Origin of the sequence: Amycolatopsis bullii (genome assembly GCF_014654205.1) — a bacterium.
Classification (GTDB): Bacteria; Actinomycetota; Actinomycetes; order Mycobacteriales; family Pseudonocardiaceae; genus Amycolatopsis; species Amycolatopsis plumensis.
Genome location: NZ_BNAW01000002.1, coordinates 77,626 through 93,643 on the forward strand (window position 1 = coordinate 77,626; position 16,018 = coordinate 93,643).

Consider the following 16,018-nt stretch of genomic DNA (forward strand, 5'->3'; position numbering starts at 1 on the left):
CGGAATCGGCGATCGCCGCTCACCGCATGATCGCGGTGAGCACGTCGACGCCCATCGGCAGCAGGCGCTGGAGGTTCAGGCGGTGCTGGATCATCCGGCCGTCCCGGTGGGAGACCAGCAGGCCGGCCTCGCGCAAGCGGCCGAGGTGACGGGACACCTGCGGCACCGTCATGCCGGTCCGAGCCGCGAGGTCGGAGGTCGTGATCGGCTCGTTGACCAGGTGGCGGCACAGCGACAGCCGGGCCGGGTCGGCGAGGATCGCCAGGCGCAGGCGGACCTGCGCCAGGGTGTCGCGAGCGCCGTCGCCCTCCACCGGGAAGTGCACGACCACCGGGTACTCCGGGTCGACCTTGACGATCAGGTGCGGCCGGGCGTGCACGGAGGGCACGAGCAGGCAGCGGCGACCGCGCAGGTCGGCGCGCAGCGACTGCAGCTTGTCGAACACCACCGACGCCGGGTCGTGCCGCACGGCCGCGTTCGGGCTCAGTGACGCCAGCACCTCGGCGACCGACAGCGCGCCCGCCCGGGCCCGCACCGCCGTGCACTCGGCTTCCAGCCGATGCGAGACCCGCGCCCACTCGTCGGTGAAGAACTCCTCGGCGCAGACTCGCAGCACGTCCAGCAAGTCCGCGCGGAAGGCCTCCGGATCGGCGACGAGGTGCCGGGCCAGCTCCCCGCGGCCGAACGACCGCCGCTCGCACGAGACGACGTAGGCGTCCCTCGCCGCCGCGTCGCCCACCAGGTCGCCGAGCTCGACCAGGCCGCCGTGGATCGCCTCGGCGGCAGCCGCGGCGAACCGGCCGACCGGCAACGCTTCGATCCGCTGCAGCTCCGCCTCGAAGGTCTGCCCGAGCGGCAGCTCGAAGGGCAGCAACAGCCGGCAGCGGCGTCGGGCCCACAGCGGCGCGTAGGTGGTCAACCGGCCCTGCAGGGCCTCCGAGGTCTCCGCGCGGATCCGGGTGAGCCACGGCCGGACCTCGAAGTGGTGGTCCGGCTCGGCGATCGAGTGCAGGCACGCGAGCAGCTCCGCCAGCGGCGACACCCCCGTGACGAGGTCGGCCGCCCGCGCACCCTGAACGGTCAGCACCACGGACATGAGTGCAGCTTAGGACGGATGCTTACCGCGGTCGCGGTAAGCATCCGCGCCCCCGCCGGGAATCGGACCTAGCCTTCCGGGATCGCGACACGAGAGGCCAGGTCATGCACGACTTCCTCCGCACCTTCTTCGATCTCGGCGAGATCCTGGACGTGCTGCCCGCGCTGCTCACCGAGGGGCTGCGCAACACCTTGCTGATCGCCGCGCTGGCGATCGTCTTCGGCGTCTTCGGCGGCGTGCTGCTGGCCATGCTGCTGCTGTCCCGGCGGCGGCTGGTCCGGCTGCCCGCCCGGATCTACGTCGACGTCTTCCGCGGCCTGCCGGCCATCGTCACCGTCAGCCTGGTCGGAGTCGGCCTGCCCGCGGCCGGCCTCCGGCCCTTCGGCCGCGAACCGCTCGGCTACGCCGTGCTCGCCATCGCGCTGATCTCCGCGGCCTACTCGGCCGAGATCTTCCGCTCCGGCATCCAGGCCGTTCCGGCGGGGCAGCTGCACGCCGCACGCAGCCTGGGCATGCCCTACCTCACGGCCATGCGGGTCGTCGTCGTCCCGCAGGGCGTGCGGAACGTCCTGCCCGCGCTGGCCGGTCAGTTCATCATCGACGTCAAGGAGAGCGCACTGGTGTACCTGCTCGGACTCGGCTTCGGCCAGCGGGAGCTGTATTTCATCGCCCAGGAGCGGCAGGCGGCCACGTACAACTCGTCGGCGCTTGTCGCCGCCGGGCTCTGCTACCTGCTGCTGACCATTCCCCTCACCTACGCGGTGAACCGGCTCGACCGGCGCATGCGAGAAGGACGCCGGCTGACGACGGCGGCACCGGCGGCCGTCCCGGCGAAGGCGGTGGTCTGATGGCCGCCGAGACCGTCTCCGAACTCGACGACGCAACGGCCGTCACCGGGCCGTCCGCGGTGTCCGTGCGCGGCCTGCACAAGCGGTACGGCCCGATCGAGGTCCTCCGCGGCGTGGACCTGGAGGTGGCCGCCGGGGAGACCGTCTGCCTGATCGGGCGGTCCGGATCCGGCAAGTCGACCCTGCTCAAGTGCCTCAACCTCCTCGAGGAGCCGACGTCGGGCGAGATCCGCGTCGCGGGTACGGCGATCACCGGTGCGGGTGTCGACGTCGATGCCGTCCGCACCCGCGTCGGCATGGTGTTCCAGCACTTCAACCTCTTCCCGCACCTCAGCGTGCTCAAGAACGTCACCGCCGCGCTGCGGCACGTCCGCCGTCTCGGCAAGGACGTGGCCGAAGCCGCCGCCATGACCCAGCTGGACCGGCTCGGCCTGGCGCACCTGGCCGGTCAGCGGCCCGGCCGGCTCTCCGGCGGGCAGCAGCAGCGCGTCGCGATCGCCCGCGCGCTCGCCATGGAACCCGAGGTGATGCTCTTCGACGAGGCGACCTCCGCCCTCGATCCCGAGCTGGTGAAGGACGTCCTCGACGTGATGCGCTCGCTGGCCACCTCGGGCATGACCATGCTCGTGGTGACCCACGAGATCGGCTTCGCCCGCGAGGTGGCCGATCGCGTGGTGTTCATGGACGACGGCCGCATCGCCGAAGCCGGTCCCGCACGCGCGACCCTCGACAACCCGGAAACCGCGCGGCTGCGCGACTTCCTCGCTCGTGTCCTCTGAGGACGTCCGGAAAGGACCACCCATGCGTTCACCCCTGATCGCCGTCGCCGCGGCCGGGCTGCTTCTCGCCGGCTGCGGCGGCGATCCCGCCGCCGACAACCCCTACGGCCTGATCGAACCGGGCACCATCCGCGCCGCCACCCAGACCAGTCAGCCCCCGTTCGCCTTCGGCGACCCGTCCGGCAAACCGGCCGGGTTCGTCATCGACCTCACCGACGAGGCCGCCAAGCGGCTCGGGCTGAAGGTCGATTACAAGTCGACGTCGGTCACGTCATCGCTGGCCGGGCTCACCAGCCACCAGTACGACCTCGCCGCGGCCGGTCTGGGCGTCACCGAGGAGCGGCAGAAGAGTGTCTCCTTCACCAAACCGCTCTTCTGGAGCACCACGGCGGTGCTCACCGCCGCGCAGAGCAGTGCGTCGAAGCTGACCGACTTCGCCGGCAAGAAGGTCGGCGCCGTGACCGGCTCGACGCAGGAACCGTTCGTCACGGCCAAGATGCCCTCCGCGGTCCCGATCGGGTTCCCCAACGCCAACGCCGCCGTCAGCCACCTGCTCAACGGCAGCCTCGACGCCTTCGTCGTCGGCGGTCCCGACGCCGAACACTTCCTCAAGCAGTACCCCGCCCTGCGCCAGGCCGCCTCGGCACCGGTGGCGCACCCGACGTCGATGGCCGTGCCGAAAGACCACGGCGCACTGCTCACCGCGCTCGACGAGCAACTCGGCGCGATGGTCGCCGACGGCACCTACGCGCGGCTGTACCGGAAGTACTTCACCACCGCTCCGCTCCCCCAGCTCGTGGCTGCCTGGCCCGGCCTCGGCGCGCAGTTCGCGGGCGGGCTCTGATGGGCGGCTGGGAGCGGCTGGAGCTGCCGGGCGGCCGGGAGTGCTGGCGGCGCGTTCTCGACGTGCCCGCCCGCGACGGCACGGTCCTGGTCGCCGACCTCTACGCGGCCCGGCCGGATCCGCCCGCCGGCCCGGTGCTCCTCGAGCGCACGCCGTACGGACGCCGGCTCGCCCGTCCCTCGGACGGCGCCGGGCCGCCGTCGCCCGAGGCGGTCGCCCAGCGGTTCGTCGACGGCGGCTACCTGGTCGTGCGCCAGGACTGCCGCGGCCGGGGCGATTCCGGCGGCACGTTCACCAAGTACCTCAACGAGCCCGAAGACGGCTACGACACCGTCGAATGGATCGCGGGCCAAGACTGGTGCGACGGCCGGGTCGCGACGATGGGCGTCTCCTATTCGGCGCACGCGCAGGCCGCCCTCGCGTCGCTGGGCGCGCCCCATCTGGCGGCCATGTTCCTCGACTCGGGTGGCTTCGCCAGCGCGTACGAAGCCGGCACGCGGATGGGCGGCGCGTTCGAACTGAAGCAGGTGACGTGGGCGTTCCACCGCGCCCGCAGCAGCGCGAAGGTGCTCGCCGACCCGGTGCTGCGGGCCACACTGGACTCCGAGGACCTGCGGGCGTGGTTCACCCGGATGCCGTGGCGGCGCGGGTCGACGCCGCTGCGGTTCGTCCCCGACTACGAGGACTACCTGCTGCAGCAGTGGGAACACGGCGTCTTCGACGACTACTGGCGCCAGCCGGGCATCTTCGCCCGCGGCTTCTACGACCGCTTCCCGGACGTCCCGAGCCTGCACATCTCGAGCTGGTACGACCCCTACATCCGTACCGCGACCGAGAACTTCCGCGAGCTGGGCCGCAAGAAGCACAGCCCCGCCTACCTCGTCCTCGGGCCGTGGACCCACGGCGCGCGCAGCGTCCGGCACGCCGGTGACGTCGACTTCGGCCCCGAGGCGCCGCTCGACGGAAACCTCGACGACGACTACGTGACGATGCGGCTGCGCTGGTTCGACGCCCACCTGGCCTCCTCCGGCGAACCCCCTCCTCCCGTGCGGTACTTCCTGATGGGCGGCGGTTCCGGTCGCCGCACGCCCGAGGGACGGCTCGACCACGGCGGCCGGTGGCTCACCGCCACGACGTGGCCGCCGGAGACCGCCGAAGAGCAGGTGTTCCGCCTGGACGTCAGCGGCGGTCTCACCCGCGACCCGAACCCGGTGAACGGCGGCTGCCTGGAGTACGACTACGACCCGGCGAACCCGGTGCCGACCCTCGGCGGCCAGGTCACCTCCGGCGAGCCGGTGATGACCGGGGGTGCGTTTCACCAGTGTCCCGACGCCCGCTTCTTCGGCGCGGCGCCACCGTTCCTGCCGCTGGAGAGCCGACCGGACGTGCTCGTGTTCCAGACCCCGCCACTGAAGCGGGACGTCGCGGTCGCCGGGCCGGTCACCGTACGGCTGGCGGTCTCCTCCACCGCGGCCGATACGGACTTCACGATCAAGCTGATCGATGTCCACCCGCCCAGCACGGACTATCCCCAGGGCTTCGCGATGAATTTGACCGACGGCATCCTCCGCTGCCGCTACCGGGAATCCTTCGCCGAACCGCAGCCGCTCGTTTCGGGCGAGGTCTACGAAATCACCGTCGAAGCGCCCGACACGGCCAACCTGTTCCGGGCCGGGCACCGGATCCGGCTCGACGTCAGCTCGAGCAACTTCCCCCGCTTCGACGTCAATACCAACACCGGCGCCCGGGAAGTGGGTGACCGGCGGAAGGTGGTGGCCACCAACCGCGTCCACGTCGACGGCCGTTCCTGGCTGACCCTGCCGGTGCTGCCGGACGCGGGGGGATTACCTACTAACGGACGTAGACGGCCGCCGGTCCGTGGTGTTGATTGTTGAGTGAGTCTGCGCAAAGTTGCGCGCTCTGGGAGGTACTCGTGCGTCGTCTTGTTGGAATGGCCGTCGCGATCGCCGCCTGCACCTCGGTGGTCACGGTCGCCGAAGCTGTCCCCGCTGCAGCCGCGGAGCCGGGCTACTTCGCCGCCCAGCGCGTCGGCGAACGGCCGCCGATGGGCTGGAACAGCTGGAACAGGTTCGGCTGCGACATCAACGAGGACCTCATCCGCGGTGCCGCCGACGCGCTGGTGTCGTCCGGCATGAAGGACGCGGGCTACCAATACGTCAACATCGACGACTGCTGGGCGGAACAGAACCGCACGGCCGAGGGCAAGCTCGAACCCAGCCACGAACGCTTCCCCCACGGCATCAAAACCCTCGCCGACTACGTCCACGGGCTCGGCCTGAAGCTCGGCCTCTACACCAGCGCCGGGACACTGACCTGCCAGAAGACCATGCCCGGCGCGCTCGACCACGAGGAGGCGGACGCGCAGTCCTTCGCCGATTGGGGCGTCGACTACCTCAAGTACGACAACTGCAACAACCAGGGCCGGCCGGCGATCGAGCGCTACACGAAGATGGGCGACGCGATCAAGAAGACCGGCCGCCCGATGATCTACGCCCTCTGCGAATGGGGCGAGAACAAGCCGTGGACCTGGGGGCGGGACGCCGGGGCGCAGCTGTGGCGCACCACCGGCGACATCAGCGACAACTGGGGCAGCATGACCTTCATCCTCGACCAGCAGGTCGGCCTGGAAAAGTTCGCGGGCCCCGGCGGCTGGAACGACCCGGACATGCTCGAAGTCGGCAACGGCGGCATGACCGACGCCGAGTACCGGTCGCACTTCGCGCTGTGGGCGCTGCTGAACGCGCCGCTGCTGGCCGGGAACGACCTGCCCGCGATGTCGCCGGCCACCAAGGCGATCCTCGAGAACAAGGACGTCATCGCGCTGGACCAGGACTGGGCCGGCGCACAGGGCCACAAGCTCCGCGACGACGGCGACACCGAGGTCTGGGCGAAGCCGATGTCCGACGGATCGGCCGCGGTCGTGCTGTTCAACCGCGGGCCGGCGAGCACGACCATCAGCACCACGGCGGCGGAACTCGGTCTTGAGGGCCACACCTTCCGCGTCCGCGACCTGTGGACCGGCACGGAAACCGAAACCGCGGGCGCCCTCCGCGACGCCGTCGCGTCCCACGACTCGTCGGTCTTCCGGGTCTGGCCTTCGACGCACCCGTCGGCCGCGCCGATGACGACGCTGGCCCTGCCGGCGCCGGACTACGTGCCCGCCGACCGCCCGCTGACCACCACCCTCCAGGTCACCAACGACGGCAGCACGCCGATCACCCAGCTCCGCGCCACCGTCGCGACGCCCACCGGCTGGCAGCTCGACGGCCCCGGCACGTTCACGGTCCCGGCCGTACCCCCGGGCAAGTCGTGGCAGCAGCAGATCACCTTCAACCCGGTGGCGCCGAGTGGCGAGCGCGTCAGGCTGGCCGCCAAAGCCGACTACTCCACCGCGTGGGGCAAGCGCGCCTTGGGCGCGGAAGGCACGTCACCGCTCGTCTCCCGCCCGCCGTCGGGCACGACGGCGTTGTCCAAGGCTCCGTGGCTGTCGTCCGACAACGGCTGGGGCCCGGCCGAACGCGGCACCAGCAACGGCGAGGCCCAGCCGGGTGACGGCCACCGGATCACCATCGCCGGGGTCGGTTACGACGACGGCATCGGTGCCCACGCCCCCTCGAGCGTGCGGGTCTACGTCGGCGCGTCCTGCACGTCCGTCGGCGCCCTGGTCGGGATGGACGACGAGAACTCCGGTGGCAGCGTGGGGTTCCGCATCCTCGGTGACGGCAAGGAACTCGCCGCGACGGGCGTCATGCACCCCGGAGACAAGGCACAGGCGCTGTCCGCGCAGCTGACCGGAGTCCAGGTGCTGGAACTGTCGGTGAACGACGCCGGCGACGGCAACACCAACGACCACGCCGACTGGGCGAACGCCACCATCACCTGCTGAGACCGGCAGCCGGCCACCCCGGCCGTGGTGCGGTGGTGGCCCTCGCCTGGAGCTGCAGGTCAGCACCGGCGCCGCCCGTGGCGAGCCGGGCCAAAGTCGTCCGGCAGACCTTGCCGGTCGGGCCGAGGGGCAGGCTCGGGAGGACGATGAGGCGTTCCGGGAGCTTCACCGGTTCGAAATCGTGGTGGGTGCGGAGGTAGTCCGCGAGCTCGGCCAGGTCGGGTTCCGGGTGGTCGGCGTGGGGCACGATGCACGCGCACAGCCGCTCGCCGAGGTCCGGGTCCGGGATGCCCACGCAGCTGACCTCGGCGAGGGCGGGGTGGCCGGAAAGGCACAACTCGACTTCGGCCGGGCTGATCGTGCGTCCGCCGCGGAGAACGACCTGCCGGGCGCGGCCGGTCACGTGCAGCGCGCCCTGCTCGTCGAGGAAGCCGCGGTCGCCGGTGCGGACCCCGCCGCCGGGGGTGCGGTAACGCGCGTTCAGCTCGTGATCGGCCACATAGGACAGCGGCGTCATCGGCCCGAGGGCGTGGATTTCGCCCGTCTCGCCGCGCGGGAGGGGCCGGCCGGCTTCGTCGGCGATGGTGATCCTCGCGACGGCCGGGTCGGGTCGGCCGTCGACGGCGTTGTGGCAGTTCACGCCGTCGGTCGAGCCGTAGACGAGGATGACCGGGGTGCGGAACCGGGCGCGGATCCGGCGTTCGGTCGACGGCGGCATGGGTGCGCCGCTGGACACCAGCGCACGGAGCCCACGCGGGCGGTGCGGCGGGTGGCGTCCGGCGAGGCGGCTCAGCATCGTGGGCACGCCGAACACGTGCGTCGGCCGGTGTTCGTCGATCGCCCGCAGCGCGGCGCCGGGATCGAACTGCCGCTGCACGATCAGGGTCGCGCCGAGGGCCGCCACGGTGACCGGGATCCCGCACGAGCCGAACGACGACGACAGGGGCACCAGCACCAGGTTGCGCATCGGGGTGTCGTCTCCGTGGAGCGCACGCACGTAGTTCGCGCGCCCGCCCAGGAACGCCTCGTGCGAATAGGCGACCATCTTCGGTTCGGCCTCCGAGCCGGAAGACACGAGGATGCGCGCCGGGTCGCCGGAAACCACCTCGGGCGTGGGACGAGCGGCCGCCGCCGCGGTGGCGAACTCCTCGGGGGCAAGGATCGCTCGCAGGCAGGGCAGCGCCCCCAAGTCGCCGCCGGTGCCCTGGTCGACGAGCAGGCCGGTCGCCTTGGCCCGGCGCAGGAGGCTGCGCGCGTCCCGGCTGCCCCGCCCGGCGGGGAACGGCATGGACACCGCGCCGATGGCGGCCACCGCCAGTTCGGCCGCGACCGCGTGCCTGCTGTTGACCATCCGGATGCCGATCACGTCGCGCCGGCCGAGCCCGGCGGCGAGCAGACCGGCCGCGGTGGCCGACACGGCGTGGTCGAGTTCGGCGTAGGTGACCGCACCGGCGTCGTCGATCACCGCCTGCCGGTCCGGGTGCGCATTCACGTGCCCGGTGAACGACCGGTGGATGTCCGTGCCGGGACACAGACCCTGCCGCACCCACGCCCGCCGCAGCCGCTCGGGTACGAGGTCCGGGATCGCGACGCCCGCTGTCGACGTCCATACTGCGCTCACCGGAATTCCCACGGTGGCCGGTTCAGCGCGGCGGTGAAGCGGGGATCCGCGACCAGGTCGCCGAGGTCGGTCGTCACGGCCACCGCGGGAACCCCGGTCGCGCGGAGCCGGGTCAGCAACTCCTCAGTCGTCCACTGCGGAGTGTCGTCGTGCAGAGCCGAGACGGCGACGTAGCCGTCCGCGGTCCGCACCGGACGGCGGTACCGGCCTCGGGTCCGGGGAACCGTGCTCGCCGCGGACAGCAGCGACGTGTCGGCGCGGCAACCGGCGCCGGTGCGTTCCCGGCGGACGAGGCCGGCGAGCGCGCCGACCGCGCAGACCAGTCCGCCCAGCACGTCGGTGATCGTCATCAGGGACGGTGCGGGCGGCTCGCCGGGCGGGCGCAGCACCGCGGCGAGCCCGCTGTGCGCCTGGACGACGTAGTCCGTGCCGAGCGGTGGCCGCTCGCCGAGGTGCGGGCCCCAGCCCGACGCCGCCGCGTACACCAGCCCGGGCCGCACCGCCGCCAGGTCCGGCGCGTCCAGGCCCCACGCGGCGGCCTTGCCCGGCGCCCAGTTGTGCAGGAACACGTCCGCGGCGGCAACCAGTTCCTTCGCCGCGACCCGCCCGGCCGGGTGCGTGAGGTCGAGTTCGACGGCGTCCTTGCCCGCGTTCAACGCCGCGAAGCGTGCGGACACGCCGGCGGTCAGCGGGGGTACTCCGCGCGCCGGATCGCCGCCCGGCGGCTCGATCCGCAGCACGTCCGCGCCGAGCAGCCTCAGCACGTGTCCGGCCAGCGGCCCCTGGACGCGGCGCGCCGACTCGACCACTCGCACGCCCCGCAGCGGCGCGTCGAGGCCGGGGTCGGTTCCCGAGGCCCTCGATGGCCCGGAGCCACCCGGCAAGGGGGTGAAGGTCCACACCGGTACCGGTTGTGCGTCACCGATCGGCACGACGCTCACCTCGCTCGCGGTCCCGGCGCGCTGGATCTCGGTGAACGAACGTGCGGACAGCACGTCGTGCAAGACAGTGGGCAGCGGGCAGGTCGCGGTCGCGAACCGGTGCAGGAACGGCGGCCACCCCTGGCGCAGCGCCGGTTCCGCGGCCCCCATCGTCCGCCAGAACCGGTGCCAATCCTCGGCGCGCAGGGTTTCGATCTCGAACCGGACACCGTCGCCGGACACGAACGGTGGGGGCACGCCGACCGCGGGAGAGATGTCGCCGTGCCCGCACGCCAGGTACTGGCCCACCGACAGCAGCGCAGCCTGGGCGACGGAGGTGCCCACGGCGGACACCGGTACCCCGCGGGCGCGCGCGAATTCCGCGGCGAGCACTCCGGCCGCGGTGAGCACCCCGGCCACCGCCGTCGCGTAGTCGACGGCCAGCGGCTCGGGAGCGCCGCGCGCCCGGCCGTGGACGTGCATGATCCCGCAGGCCGCCTGCACGAGCAGCTCGCCGGTGAGGGGCAGGTCGACCGGACCGGCCCAGCCGACGACCGGCTCGACCGCGCTGTCACCGGCGCCGAGCGCAGTGAGGTGGTCGCCGGCGAGCCGGGCCGCCGGGTGGGCGGCGGAAAGGGTCGCGGTCATGCCGGCCGCCGGCCGCGCACGGTGTAGAACAGGCAGGAGCACGCGCGGAAGTCTTCGTGCGCCATGACGTCCCGCACGCGGGCGAGGTCGTCGTCGGAGAATCCGACCGCGACGAACTTGTCCCGCAGGTGCCGGGTGTGGTGCACGAGCAGCTGCAGGCCGGCGGAGTCGCGGTCCCACAGCGACACGTGCGGCCGCGCCTCGACCCGGTCCAGGCCGGCCGCGGTCATCGCCGTGCCCACCGAACGTCCCCACGTGCCCAGTGCACCCGCCCTCCGCATCAGCTCGGCCTTGGCGTCGAGGAACCGTTCGTACAACCCGGTTTCCGGTCCGGCCAGCGCGGGCCCGTAGGCGATGTCGAACTCGTCGAGCTGCAGCCAGCCGCCGGGTTTCAACGCCCGCGCCAGCTTGCCGAGCACGGCGATGCGCTCGGGAAGGTGCAGCAGGACGAGCCGGGCGTGGATCAGGTCGAACCGCTGCTCCGGCAGGGCGTCCCGGACGACGTCGTGCTGTTCGACCGTGAGACCGGGGGCCGGGCGGATGTGCCGGGGGTTGATGTCGGTGGCCAGGACGCGGCCCGTGGGGGCGACGCGTCCGGCGAGCCAGTGCGCGATGCTGCCGCCGCCCGCGCCGACCTCGAGGCACTGCCATCCCGGGCCGACGCCGGTCGCGGCCAGCGATGCGGTGGTGGCGGGATCGTAGGCCGCGGCCAGGCAGCGGTGCTGCTCGTCGCTGTGGGTGTTGTCGTTGTCGAACACGTAGTGCCGGTCGGCGAGGGTCATGGTGCTCCTTCAGGTCCAGCGGCCGGAACCCGCGGTGGCGGTGTTCCCGGTGAGCGCGGCGAGCAGCGCGGTGCGGCGGACCTTTCCGGTCCCGGTGCGGGGCACGTCGTCCCCCGTCAGCACCACGGGCTCGGCCAGGCGTGGCAGGTCCGCGACCGCCGCCGACCAGGCCGCGGGGTCCAGCGTGCCGTCGGCCGTGACGACCACCGGCAGCGGCGGTGCGCCGGCCCGGCCGAGCACGACGCATTCGGCCACGGCGTCCAGGCGGTCCTCGACCACGTCTTCCACGGCGAGGCAGCTCAGCCCCGCCACCGTGTCCACCTCGCGGTCCAGCAGGCGCACCGATCCGGTCCGGGTGAGCGCCCCGACGTCGCCGGTGTTCCACCACCCGTCCGTGCACTTGCCCTGGAACCGCTCGGCCTCGCCGACGTACCCCAGGCAACGCGCCGGCGTGCGGACCTGCACGACGCCCGGACGGCCGCGGGGAACCGGGGCGAGCGTGGCCGGGTCGACGACCCGCAGCCGCGTCCGCAACGGGATGGCGCGGCCGGCGTTCCGCCAGGCGGCCGACTTCCGGCCCAGGAAGCGGAACGTGATCGGCCCGGTCTCGCTCTGCCCCCACCCCTGCATCCACAGTGGACGCCGGCGAGCCGACGCGGCGAGGTAGCCGCGAACGGTCGGCGGGTGCACGGCGTCGTAGGTGCTCGCGAACAACCGGACGTCGCGGAAGGCGTTGTCCAGGCGCGTGGTCAGGGGCTGGAGGCGCACGTAGGCGGCCGGCAAGGCCTCGATCACCGTCGGCGGGTGGGCGCGCAGCACGGGGTCGGCGCGGTCCGGGTGCGTGTCGGTCAGCACGACGATCTTCTTCGGTGCGAGGCACAGCACGCTCGCCGTCCAGCAGAACGTCCGGCCGTGGGCGTACGAGCTGGCGTTCGCCACCGTGTCGCTGCGGCGCACGCCGGCCATCGGCAGGCGGGTGGCCTCCACCCGGGCGAGAGCGCCGATGATCGTGCGGGTGGAGTGCACCACCAGTTTGGGAAGCCCGGTCGTGCCCGAGGTGTGCATGATGACCAGCGGCTCGTCTTCGCGGGGCCGGCGCGGTGGCGGCGGGGCGGCCTGACGAAGTTCGCCGACGTGGACCGCGCGCGGGTGAGCGCGGTCGACGGTCACCGTCGTCCGGCAAAGATCGGTCAGGTCGGCTCCGGCCGAATCGGCCGCGGCCAGGACCTCGGCCGTCGTGACCAGGACAGCCGGTGAGAGCCGGCCGAGCAGGACGGCGAGGGACTCGGGCGCCAGGTGACCGGACAGCTTCGCCGGCACGGCGCCGATCCGCACGGCCGCGCAGGCGAGCAGGTCGTAGTCCCAGTGGTTGTCCTTGACGATCGCGACGCGGTCGCCGCGCCGGGCCCCCGCCGCGGCCAGCCAGCCTGCCGCGGTCCACACCAGCTGGGCCAGTGCAGGAACGTCGTGCGTCGTGCCCGCGTCCGGGGCGATGTCGAACGGGCGGTCGAGGTGCACGACGGTCGGCACGCCCCGGTCGGCGCACTCGTCGAACAGCAGACCCATGTCGTAGGGCTTCACACCGGCTCCTTCACGCGAACGGCTGTCCGGAAGTGGGCGAGCACGCGCGAGGCGGTGCGGGCCGCGGAACGCACCGCGCCCTCGCTGCTGGGCCGCAGGAACTCCCAGTCGCCCGCGTAGTCCACCGGGTACGGGCCGGTCCGGGCGGCGAACCCCGCCCGCAGGCGCAACGCCTCCGGGGTGGCCTCGGGCAGCCCGTGACGGAACCGGTGGGTGAACGTCGCCGTCACCGCGTCGGCCAAGCCGGGGACGTACCGCGTCGCGGGCTCCACGAGGGCGGCGGCGACGGCGTCGTCCGGGGCGTCCAGCAGCCCCGGGATGGCCGAGGGGCTGGTCATCAGGGTGAGCAGTCCGCAGCCCGCCGGCGCGCGCCCACGGTGTTTGACGTGGTCGAAGATGATCCCGGCCAGCACGGGTTCTTCGGCGGCGGGAGTCAGCAGCGTATAGAGCGCCTTGTGGGCGCGAAGGGCCAGTGGGCGGTCGAGCAGGCAGCCGACCTTCAGCGTGGGGGTGAACGTGCACGCGTCCACGAACCGGCGTACGGGTTCGCGCTCGTCGGTGTGCAGCCGCGCGGCGACGGGTGCGGGAACGCAGAGCAGGGCGACCCCGGCGGTGACCGGGCCGCGGTCGGTGGTGAGCACGGCGATCCCGGTGTCGGCGGTGACCTGCGTGACGGTGGTCCCGGTGCGCACGTCGAGGTGTCCGGCGAGGGTGCGGGCGAGGGTGTCCATGCCGTCGCGGTAGGTGCGCCACGTCGAGGGCGGGCCGACGTCGAGCAGGAGGCTGACGAACGGTGCTGCCGCCGAGCGTTCCGGCTGCCAGCCGAAGAAGCTGCCGACCACGGGCTGGAACAGGTAGTCGTGGAGGTCGGGGTGGTACCGGCGGGCGAGGGCGGCGACGGTGGTGTCCCCCAGCGGGCTCGCCTCGGGCACGTCGGGGTCGAACCGCCGCCGGTGCCGCGCCGTCCAGGCCAGGAACCGGGCCAGGTCGACGCGGGCACGCGGCCGCAGTCCGGCGTGGCTGACGAGCCCGCGGGGGTCGGAGACCCCGCTGTGCGCGGCGCCGTCGCGCCACATCGCGAGGGGGCCGCCGATCCGCGGCACCTCCGTCTCCGCCATGGCGGTGCGCCGCACCAGCTCCCACGTCGCGCGGTACCCGCTCGACGGGATCTGTTCCGCGCCCTCGTCCATCGTGTAGCCCGCGTGGCGGTGGCTGGCCATGCGGCCGCCGACCCGGTTCCGTGTCTCGAAAACCCGCACCGTGAGGCCCGCGCGGACCAGTTCGTGCGCCGCGGTCAGCCCGGCGATCCCGGCGCCGACCACGGCGACGTCGACGTCCGTGGCCCGTCTCCCGGTCATTTCGTGACCGCCAGGACGAGGTTCGCGGCCACGAGCAGCGCGGCGCCCACCCGGTGCGCGGTGAACCCGATCGCCCGGGCCCGCAGGATGTCGCCGCGGGCACCGAACCCGATGCCGAACTGGCGGACGCGCAGCACGGTGACGGGCAGCATGAGGAGGACGAACCACCACGGGGCCACGCCCGTCGCCGACGCCACCGCGCCGAGGAGGAACTCCCCCAGCGACAGTGCCGCGACGAACCGCCGGTTGCCGCGGGGAGTCGTCAGCGCGGCCACCGTGGGCCGGCCGACCGCGCGGTCCCCCGCGATGTCGTTGGTGTTCGAGTACACGCCGAACAGCAGCGGCCCGAGCCCGAACAGCAGCGCCTGCACGAGGACGAACCCGTCGAAGCGGCCGGTGACCAGGCCGTAGGGCGCGAGCACCATGACCCAGCCCAGTGCGGCGATGTACGCCTCCTGGAAGCCGTGGTAGCTGATCTTCAGCCCGTAGGAGTACTGGATGCCGACCACGAAGTTGGCCACGATCAGCCAGATCGTCCACTGTGGAGCGTGCGGAGCGGTCATCACCGCGACGGCGAAGACGGCGGCGCCCGCGATGGCCGTGAGCCAGCCGAAGCACTCCACCTCGGGTTCGGTCAGCGCCCCGGTCACCAGGGGTTTGCGCCGGGCGCGGCGCAGGGTCGGGTTGGCGCGGTAGTTGGCCGTGTCGCTGCCGTCGCGGTAGCCGGTGAGGTCGTCGAACGCCACCAGGGAGGCGGTCATCAGGACGGCGCCGAGCCCGAACAGGCCGAGTGTCGTCAACACCGCGGGATCGAAGTCGCCGATCGGCAGCAGGACCGCGGAGAGGACGACCAGCAGGCTCAGGTAGTAGTCGAACACGTCGAGTTTCGCGAGCCTCGCGTAGGTGACGACCTTGGCCTCGCGCACGGTGGACGGCCTCGCCCGGACAGTTGCGTCGGTCATCAGGCGTCCTGACCACCGAACGCGATGAGCGCGGCGAACGAGCGGTCGCCGCCGTAGTCCACCATCCGCTCGTCGACGACCTCGGCTCCCGGCAGCAGCCGGACGTACTCCTCGAGGGTGCGCAGGCGCGACCACTTGCTCACCGGGACACTCGCGTGTTCGTACTCGATGAGCGTGAGGTGCCGGGCGGACTTCGCGATCACCCGGCAGGTGTCGCGGAGCCGGCTTTCGTCGAGCACGTGCATCAGGACCCACACGCACACCGCGGCGTCGTACCGTTCGCGTGGTGGCCGCAGGCGATCGGCCCGGACGCAGGCGAACTCGACGGCGGGCAGGTGGCGGCAGGTGGCGCGGGCCTGGTCCAGCATCGCCGGCGTCATGTCGATCGCGTGGACCCGCTCGGCGTGTGCGGCGATGGCCGGCGTCAGCCGTCCGATGCCGCAACCGATTTCCAGGGCGTGCCGCGGACGCCGGCCGAGGCGCTCCGCGACGAGCGCGAGCTGGTCGGTCACGACAGCGCGGGTCTGTCGGGTCACGCCGACGTTGAGGCTGTCCGGCTGCGAGGATCGCATGACCCGGCGCAGACCGGTCCGCCGCGCGCGCTCCCGCCATTCCGCGGCGATCTCGTCCTCGGTGACTTCCCGGGTGCCGCCTGGCGCACTCGTCATCGTG

Annotated in this window: 13 protein-coding genes; 5 read left to right on the forward strand and 8 right to left on the reverse strand. The window is 72.7% G+C overall.

Features of this window, described 5'->3' with window-relative positions:
• Positions 1-19 precede the first annotated feature (19 nt).
• Entirely contained in the window at positions 20-1,096 is a 1,077-nt protein-coding gene (locus tag IE317_RS02905; RefSeq protein ID WP_191306457.1) for an ArsR/SmtB family transcription factor, read from the reverse strand.
• Positions 1,097-1,200: 104 nt separating this feature from the next.
• Here IE317_RS02905 and IE317_RS02910 point away from each other — a divergent pair, with 104 nt between their 5' ends.
• From IE317_RS02910 to IE317_RS02930, 5 genes are read left to right on the forward strand one after another with little or no spacing between them, the layout of a single operon-like run.
• The gene (locus tag IE317_RS02910) at positions 1,201-1,944 is read left to right on the forward strand and encodes an amino acid ABC transporter permease (protein ID WP_191306458.1); all 744 of its coding nucleotides are present in this window, start codon (positions 1,201-1,203) and stop codon (positions 1,942-1,944) included.
• Entirely contained in the window at positions 1,944-2,723 is a 780-nt protein-coding gene (locus IE317_RS02915; protein ID WP_191306459.1) for an amino acid ABC transporter ATP-binding protein, read from the forward strand. Before IE317_RS02910 ends, IE317_RS02915 begins: the two co-directional genes overlap by 1 nt.
• A 22-nt stretch (positions 2,724-2,745) precedes the next feature.
• Positions 2,746-3,567, forward strand: a complete 822-nt coding sequence (locus tag IE317_RS02920; RefSeq protein ID WP_191306460.1) for an ABC transporter substrate-binding protein — start codon at positions 2,746-2,748, stop codon at positions 3,565-3,567.
• Positions 3,567-5,462 (forward strand): CocE/NonD family hydrolase, encoded by a 1,896-nt coding sequence (locus IE317_RS02925; protein WP_191306461.1) that lies wholly within the window; start codon positions 3,567-3,569, stop codon positions 5,460-5,462. Before IE317_RS02920 ends, IE317_RS02925 begins: the two co-directional genes overlap by 1 nt.
• Positions 5,463-5,518: 56 nt before the next feature.
• Positions 5,519-7,474 carry an NPCBM/NEW2 domain-containing protein gene (locus IE317_RS02930; RefSeq protein WP_191306794.1) on the forward strand — a complete coding sequence of 652 codons (1,956 nt, stop codon included), beginning with the start codon at positions 5,519-5,521 and terminating at the stop codon, positions 7,472-7,474.
• Here the strand turns inward: IE317_RS02930 and IE317_RS02935 are convergent.
• From IE317_RS02935 to IE317_RS02965, 7 genes are read right to left on the reverse strand one after another with little or no spacing between them, the layout of a single operon-like run.
• Complete coding sequence (locus IE317_RS02935; RefSeq protein WP_229902436.1) at positions 7,464-9,095, reverse strand: class I adenylate-forming enzyme family protein; 1,632 nt, start codon at positions 9,093-9,095, stop codon at positions 7,464-7,466. The two genes, IE317_RS02930 and IE317_RS02935, sit on opposite strands and share 11 nt — an antisense overlap.
• The gene (locus tag IE317_RS02940) at positions 9,092-10,663 is read right to left on the reverse strand and encodes a CoA transferase (protein ID WP_191306462.1); all 1,572 of its coding nucleotides are present in this window, start codon (positions 10,661-10,663) and stop codon (positions 9,092-9,094) included. The genes IE317_RS02935 and IE317_RS02940 overlap by 4 nt, the downstream gene beginning before the upstream one ends.
• Positions 10,660-11,445 (reverse strand): class I SAM-dependent methyltransferase, encoded by a 786-nt coding sequence (locus tag IE317_RS02945; RefSeq protein ID WP_191306463.1) that lies wholly within the window; start codon positions 11,443-11,445, stop codon positions 10,660-10,662. The genes IE317_RS02940 and IE317_RS02945 overlap by 4 nt, the downstream gene beginning before the upstream one ends.
• Before the next feature lie 9 nt (positions 11,446-11,454).
• Entirely contained in the window at positions 11,455-13,011 is a 1,557-nt protein-coding gene (locus IE317_RS02950) for a class I adenylate-forming enzyme family protein (protein WP_191306795.1), read from the reverse strand.
• Positions 13,012-13,022: 11 nt separating this feature from the next.
• Positions 13,023-14,384, reverse strand: coding sequence for a protoporphyrinogen/coproporphyrinogen oxidase (locus IE317_RS02955; RefSeq protein WP_191306464.1), 1,362 nt, complete (start codon positions 14,382-14,384; stop codon positions 13,023-13,025).
• The gene (locus tag IE317_RS02960; protein WP_191306465.1) at positions 14,381-15,346 is read right to left on the reverse strand and encodes a UbiA family prenyltransferase; all 966 of its coding nucleotides are present in this window, start codon (positions 15,344-15,346) and stop codon (positions 14,381-14,383) included. The genes IE317_RS02955 and IE317_RS02960 overlap by 4 nt, the downstream gene beginning before the upstream one ends.
• Positions 15,346-16,014 (reverse strand): class I SAM-dependent methyltransferase, encoded by a 669-nt coding sequence (locus IE317_RS02965; RefSeq protein ID WP_191306466.1) that lies wholly within the window; start codon positions 16,012-16,014, stop codon positions 15,346-15,348. The genes IE317_RS02960 and IE317_RS02965 overlap by 1 nt, the downstream gene beginning before the upstream one ends.
• Positions 16,015-16,018: the final 4 nt, after the last annotated feature.

Excerpts from the sequence above, each read along its gene's own strand:
- IE317_RS02945 (WP_191306463.1), bottom strand. The coding sequence starts at position 11,445 with ATGACCCTCGCCGACCGGCACTACGTGTTCGACAACGACAACACCCAC.
- IE317_RS02965 (WP_191306466.1), bottom strand. The coding sequence starts at position 16,014 with ATGACGAGTGCGCCAGGCGGCACCCGGGAAGTCACCGAGGACGAGATC.
- IE317_RS02955 (WP_191306464.1), bottom strand. The coding sequence starts at position 14,384 with ATGACCGGGAGACGGGCCACGGACGTCGACGTCGCCGTGGTCGGCGCC.
- IE317_RS02940 (WP_191306462.1), bottom strand. The coding sequence starts at position 10,663 with ATGACCGCGACCCTTTCCGCCGCCCACCCGGCGGCCCGGCTCGCCGGC.
- IE317_RS02960 (WP_191306465.1), bottom strand. The coding sequence starts at position 15,346 with ATGACCGACGCAACTGTCCGGGCGAGGCCGTCCACCGTGCGCGAGGCC.
- IE317_RS02905 (WP_191306457.1), bottom strand. The coding sequence starts at position 1,096 with ATGTCCGTGGTGCTGACCGTTCAGGGTGCGCGGGCGGCCGACCTCGTC.
- IE317_RS02920 (WP_191306460.1), top strand. The coding sequence starts at position 2,746 with ATGCGTTCACCCCTGATCGCCGTCGCCGCGGCCGGGCTGCTTCTCGCC.
- IE317_RS02915 (WP_191306459.1), top strand. The coding sequence starts at position 1,944 with ATGGCCGCCGAGACCGTCTCCGAACTCGACGACGCAACGGCCGTCACC.
- IE317_RS02910 (WP_191306458.1), top strand. The coding sequence starts at position 1,201 with ATGCACGACTTCCTCCGCACCTTCTTCGATCTCGGCGAGATCCTGGAC.
- IE317_RS02930 (WP_191306794.1), top strand. The coding sequence starts at position 5,519 with ATGGCCGTCGCGATCGCCGCCTGCACCTCGGTGGTCACGGTCGCCGAA.
- IE317_RS02925 (WP_191306461.1), top strand. The coding sequence starts at position 3,567 with ATGGGCGGCTGGGAGCGGCTGGAGCTGCCGGGCGGCCGGGAGTGCTGG.
- IE317_RS02950 (WP_191306795.1), bottom strand. The coding sequence starts at position 13,011 with ATGGGTCTGCTGTTCGACGAGTGCGCCGACCGGGGCGTGCCGACCGTC.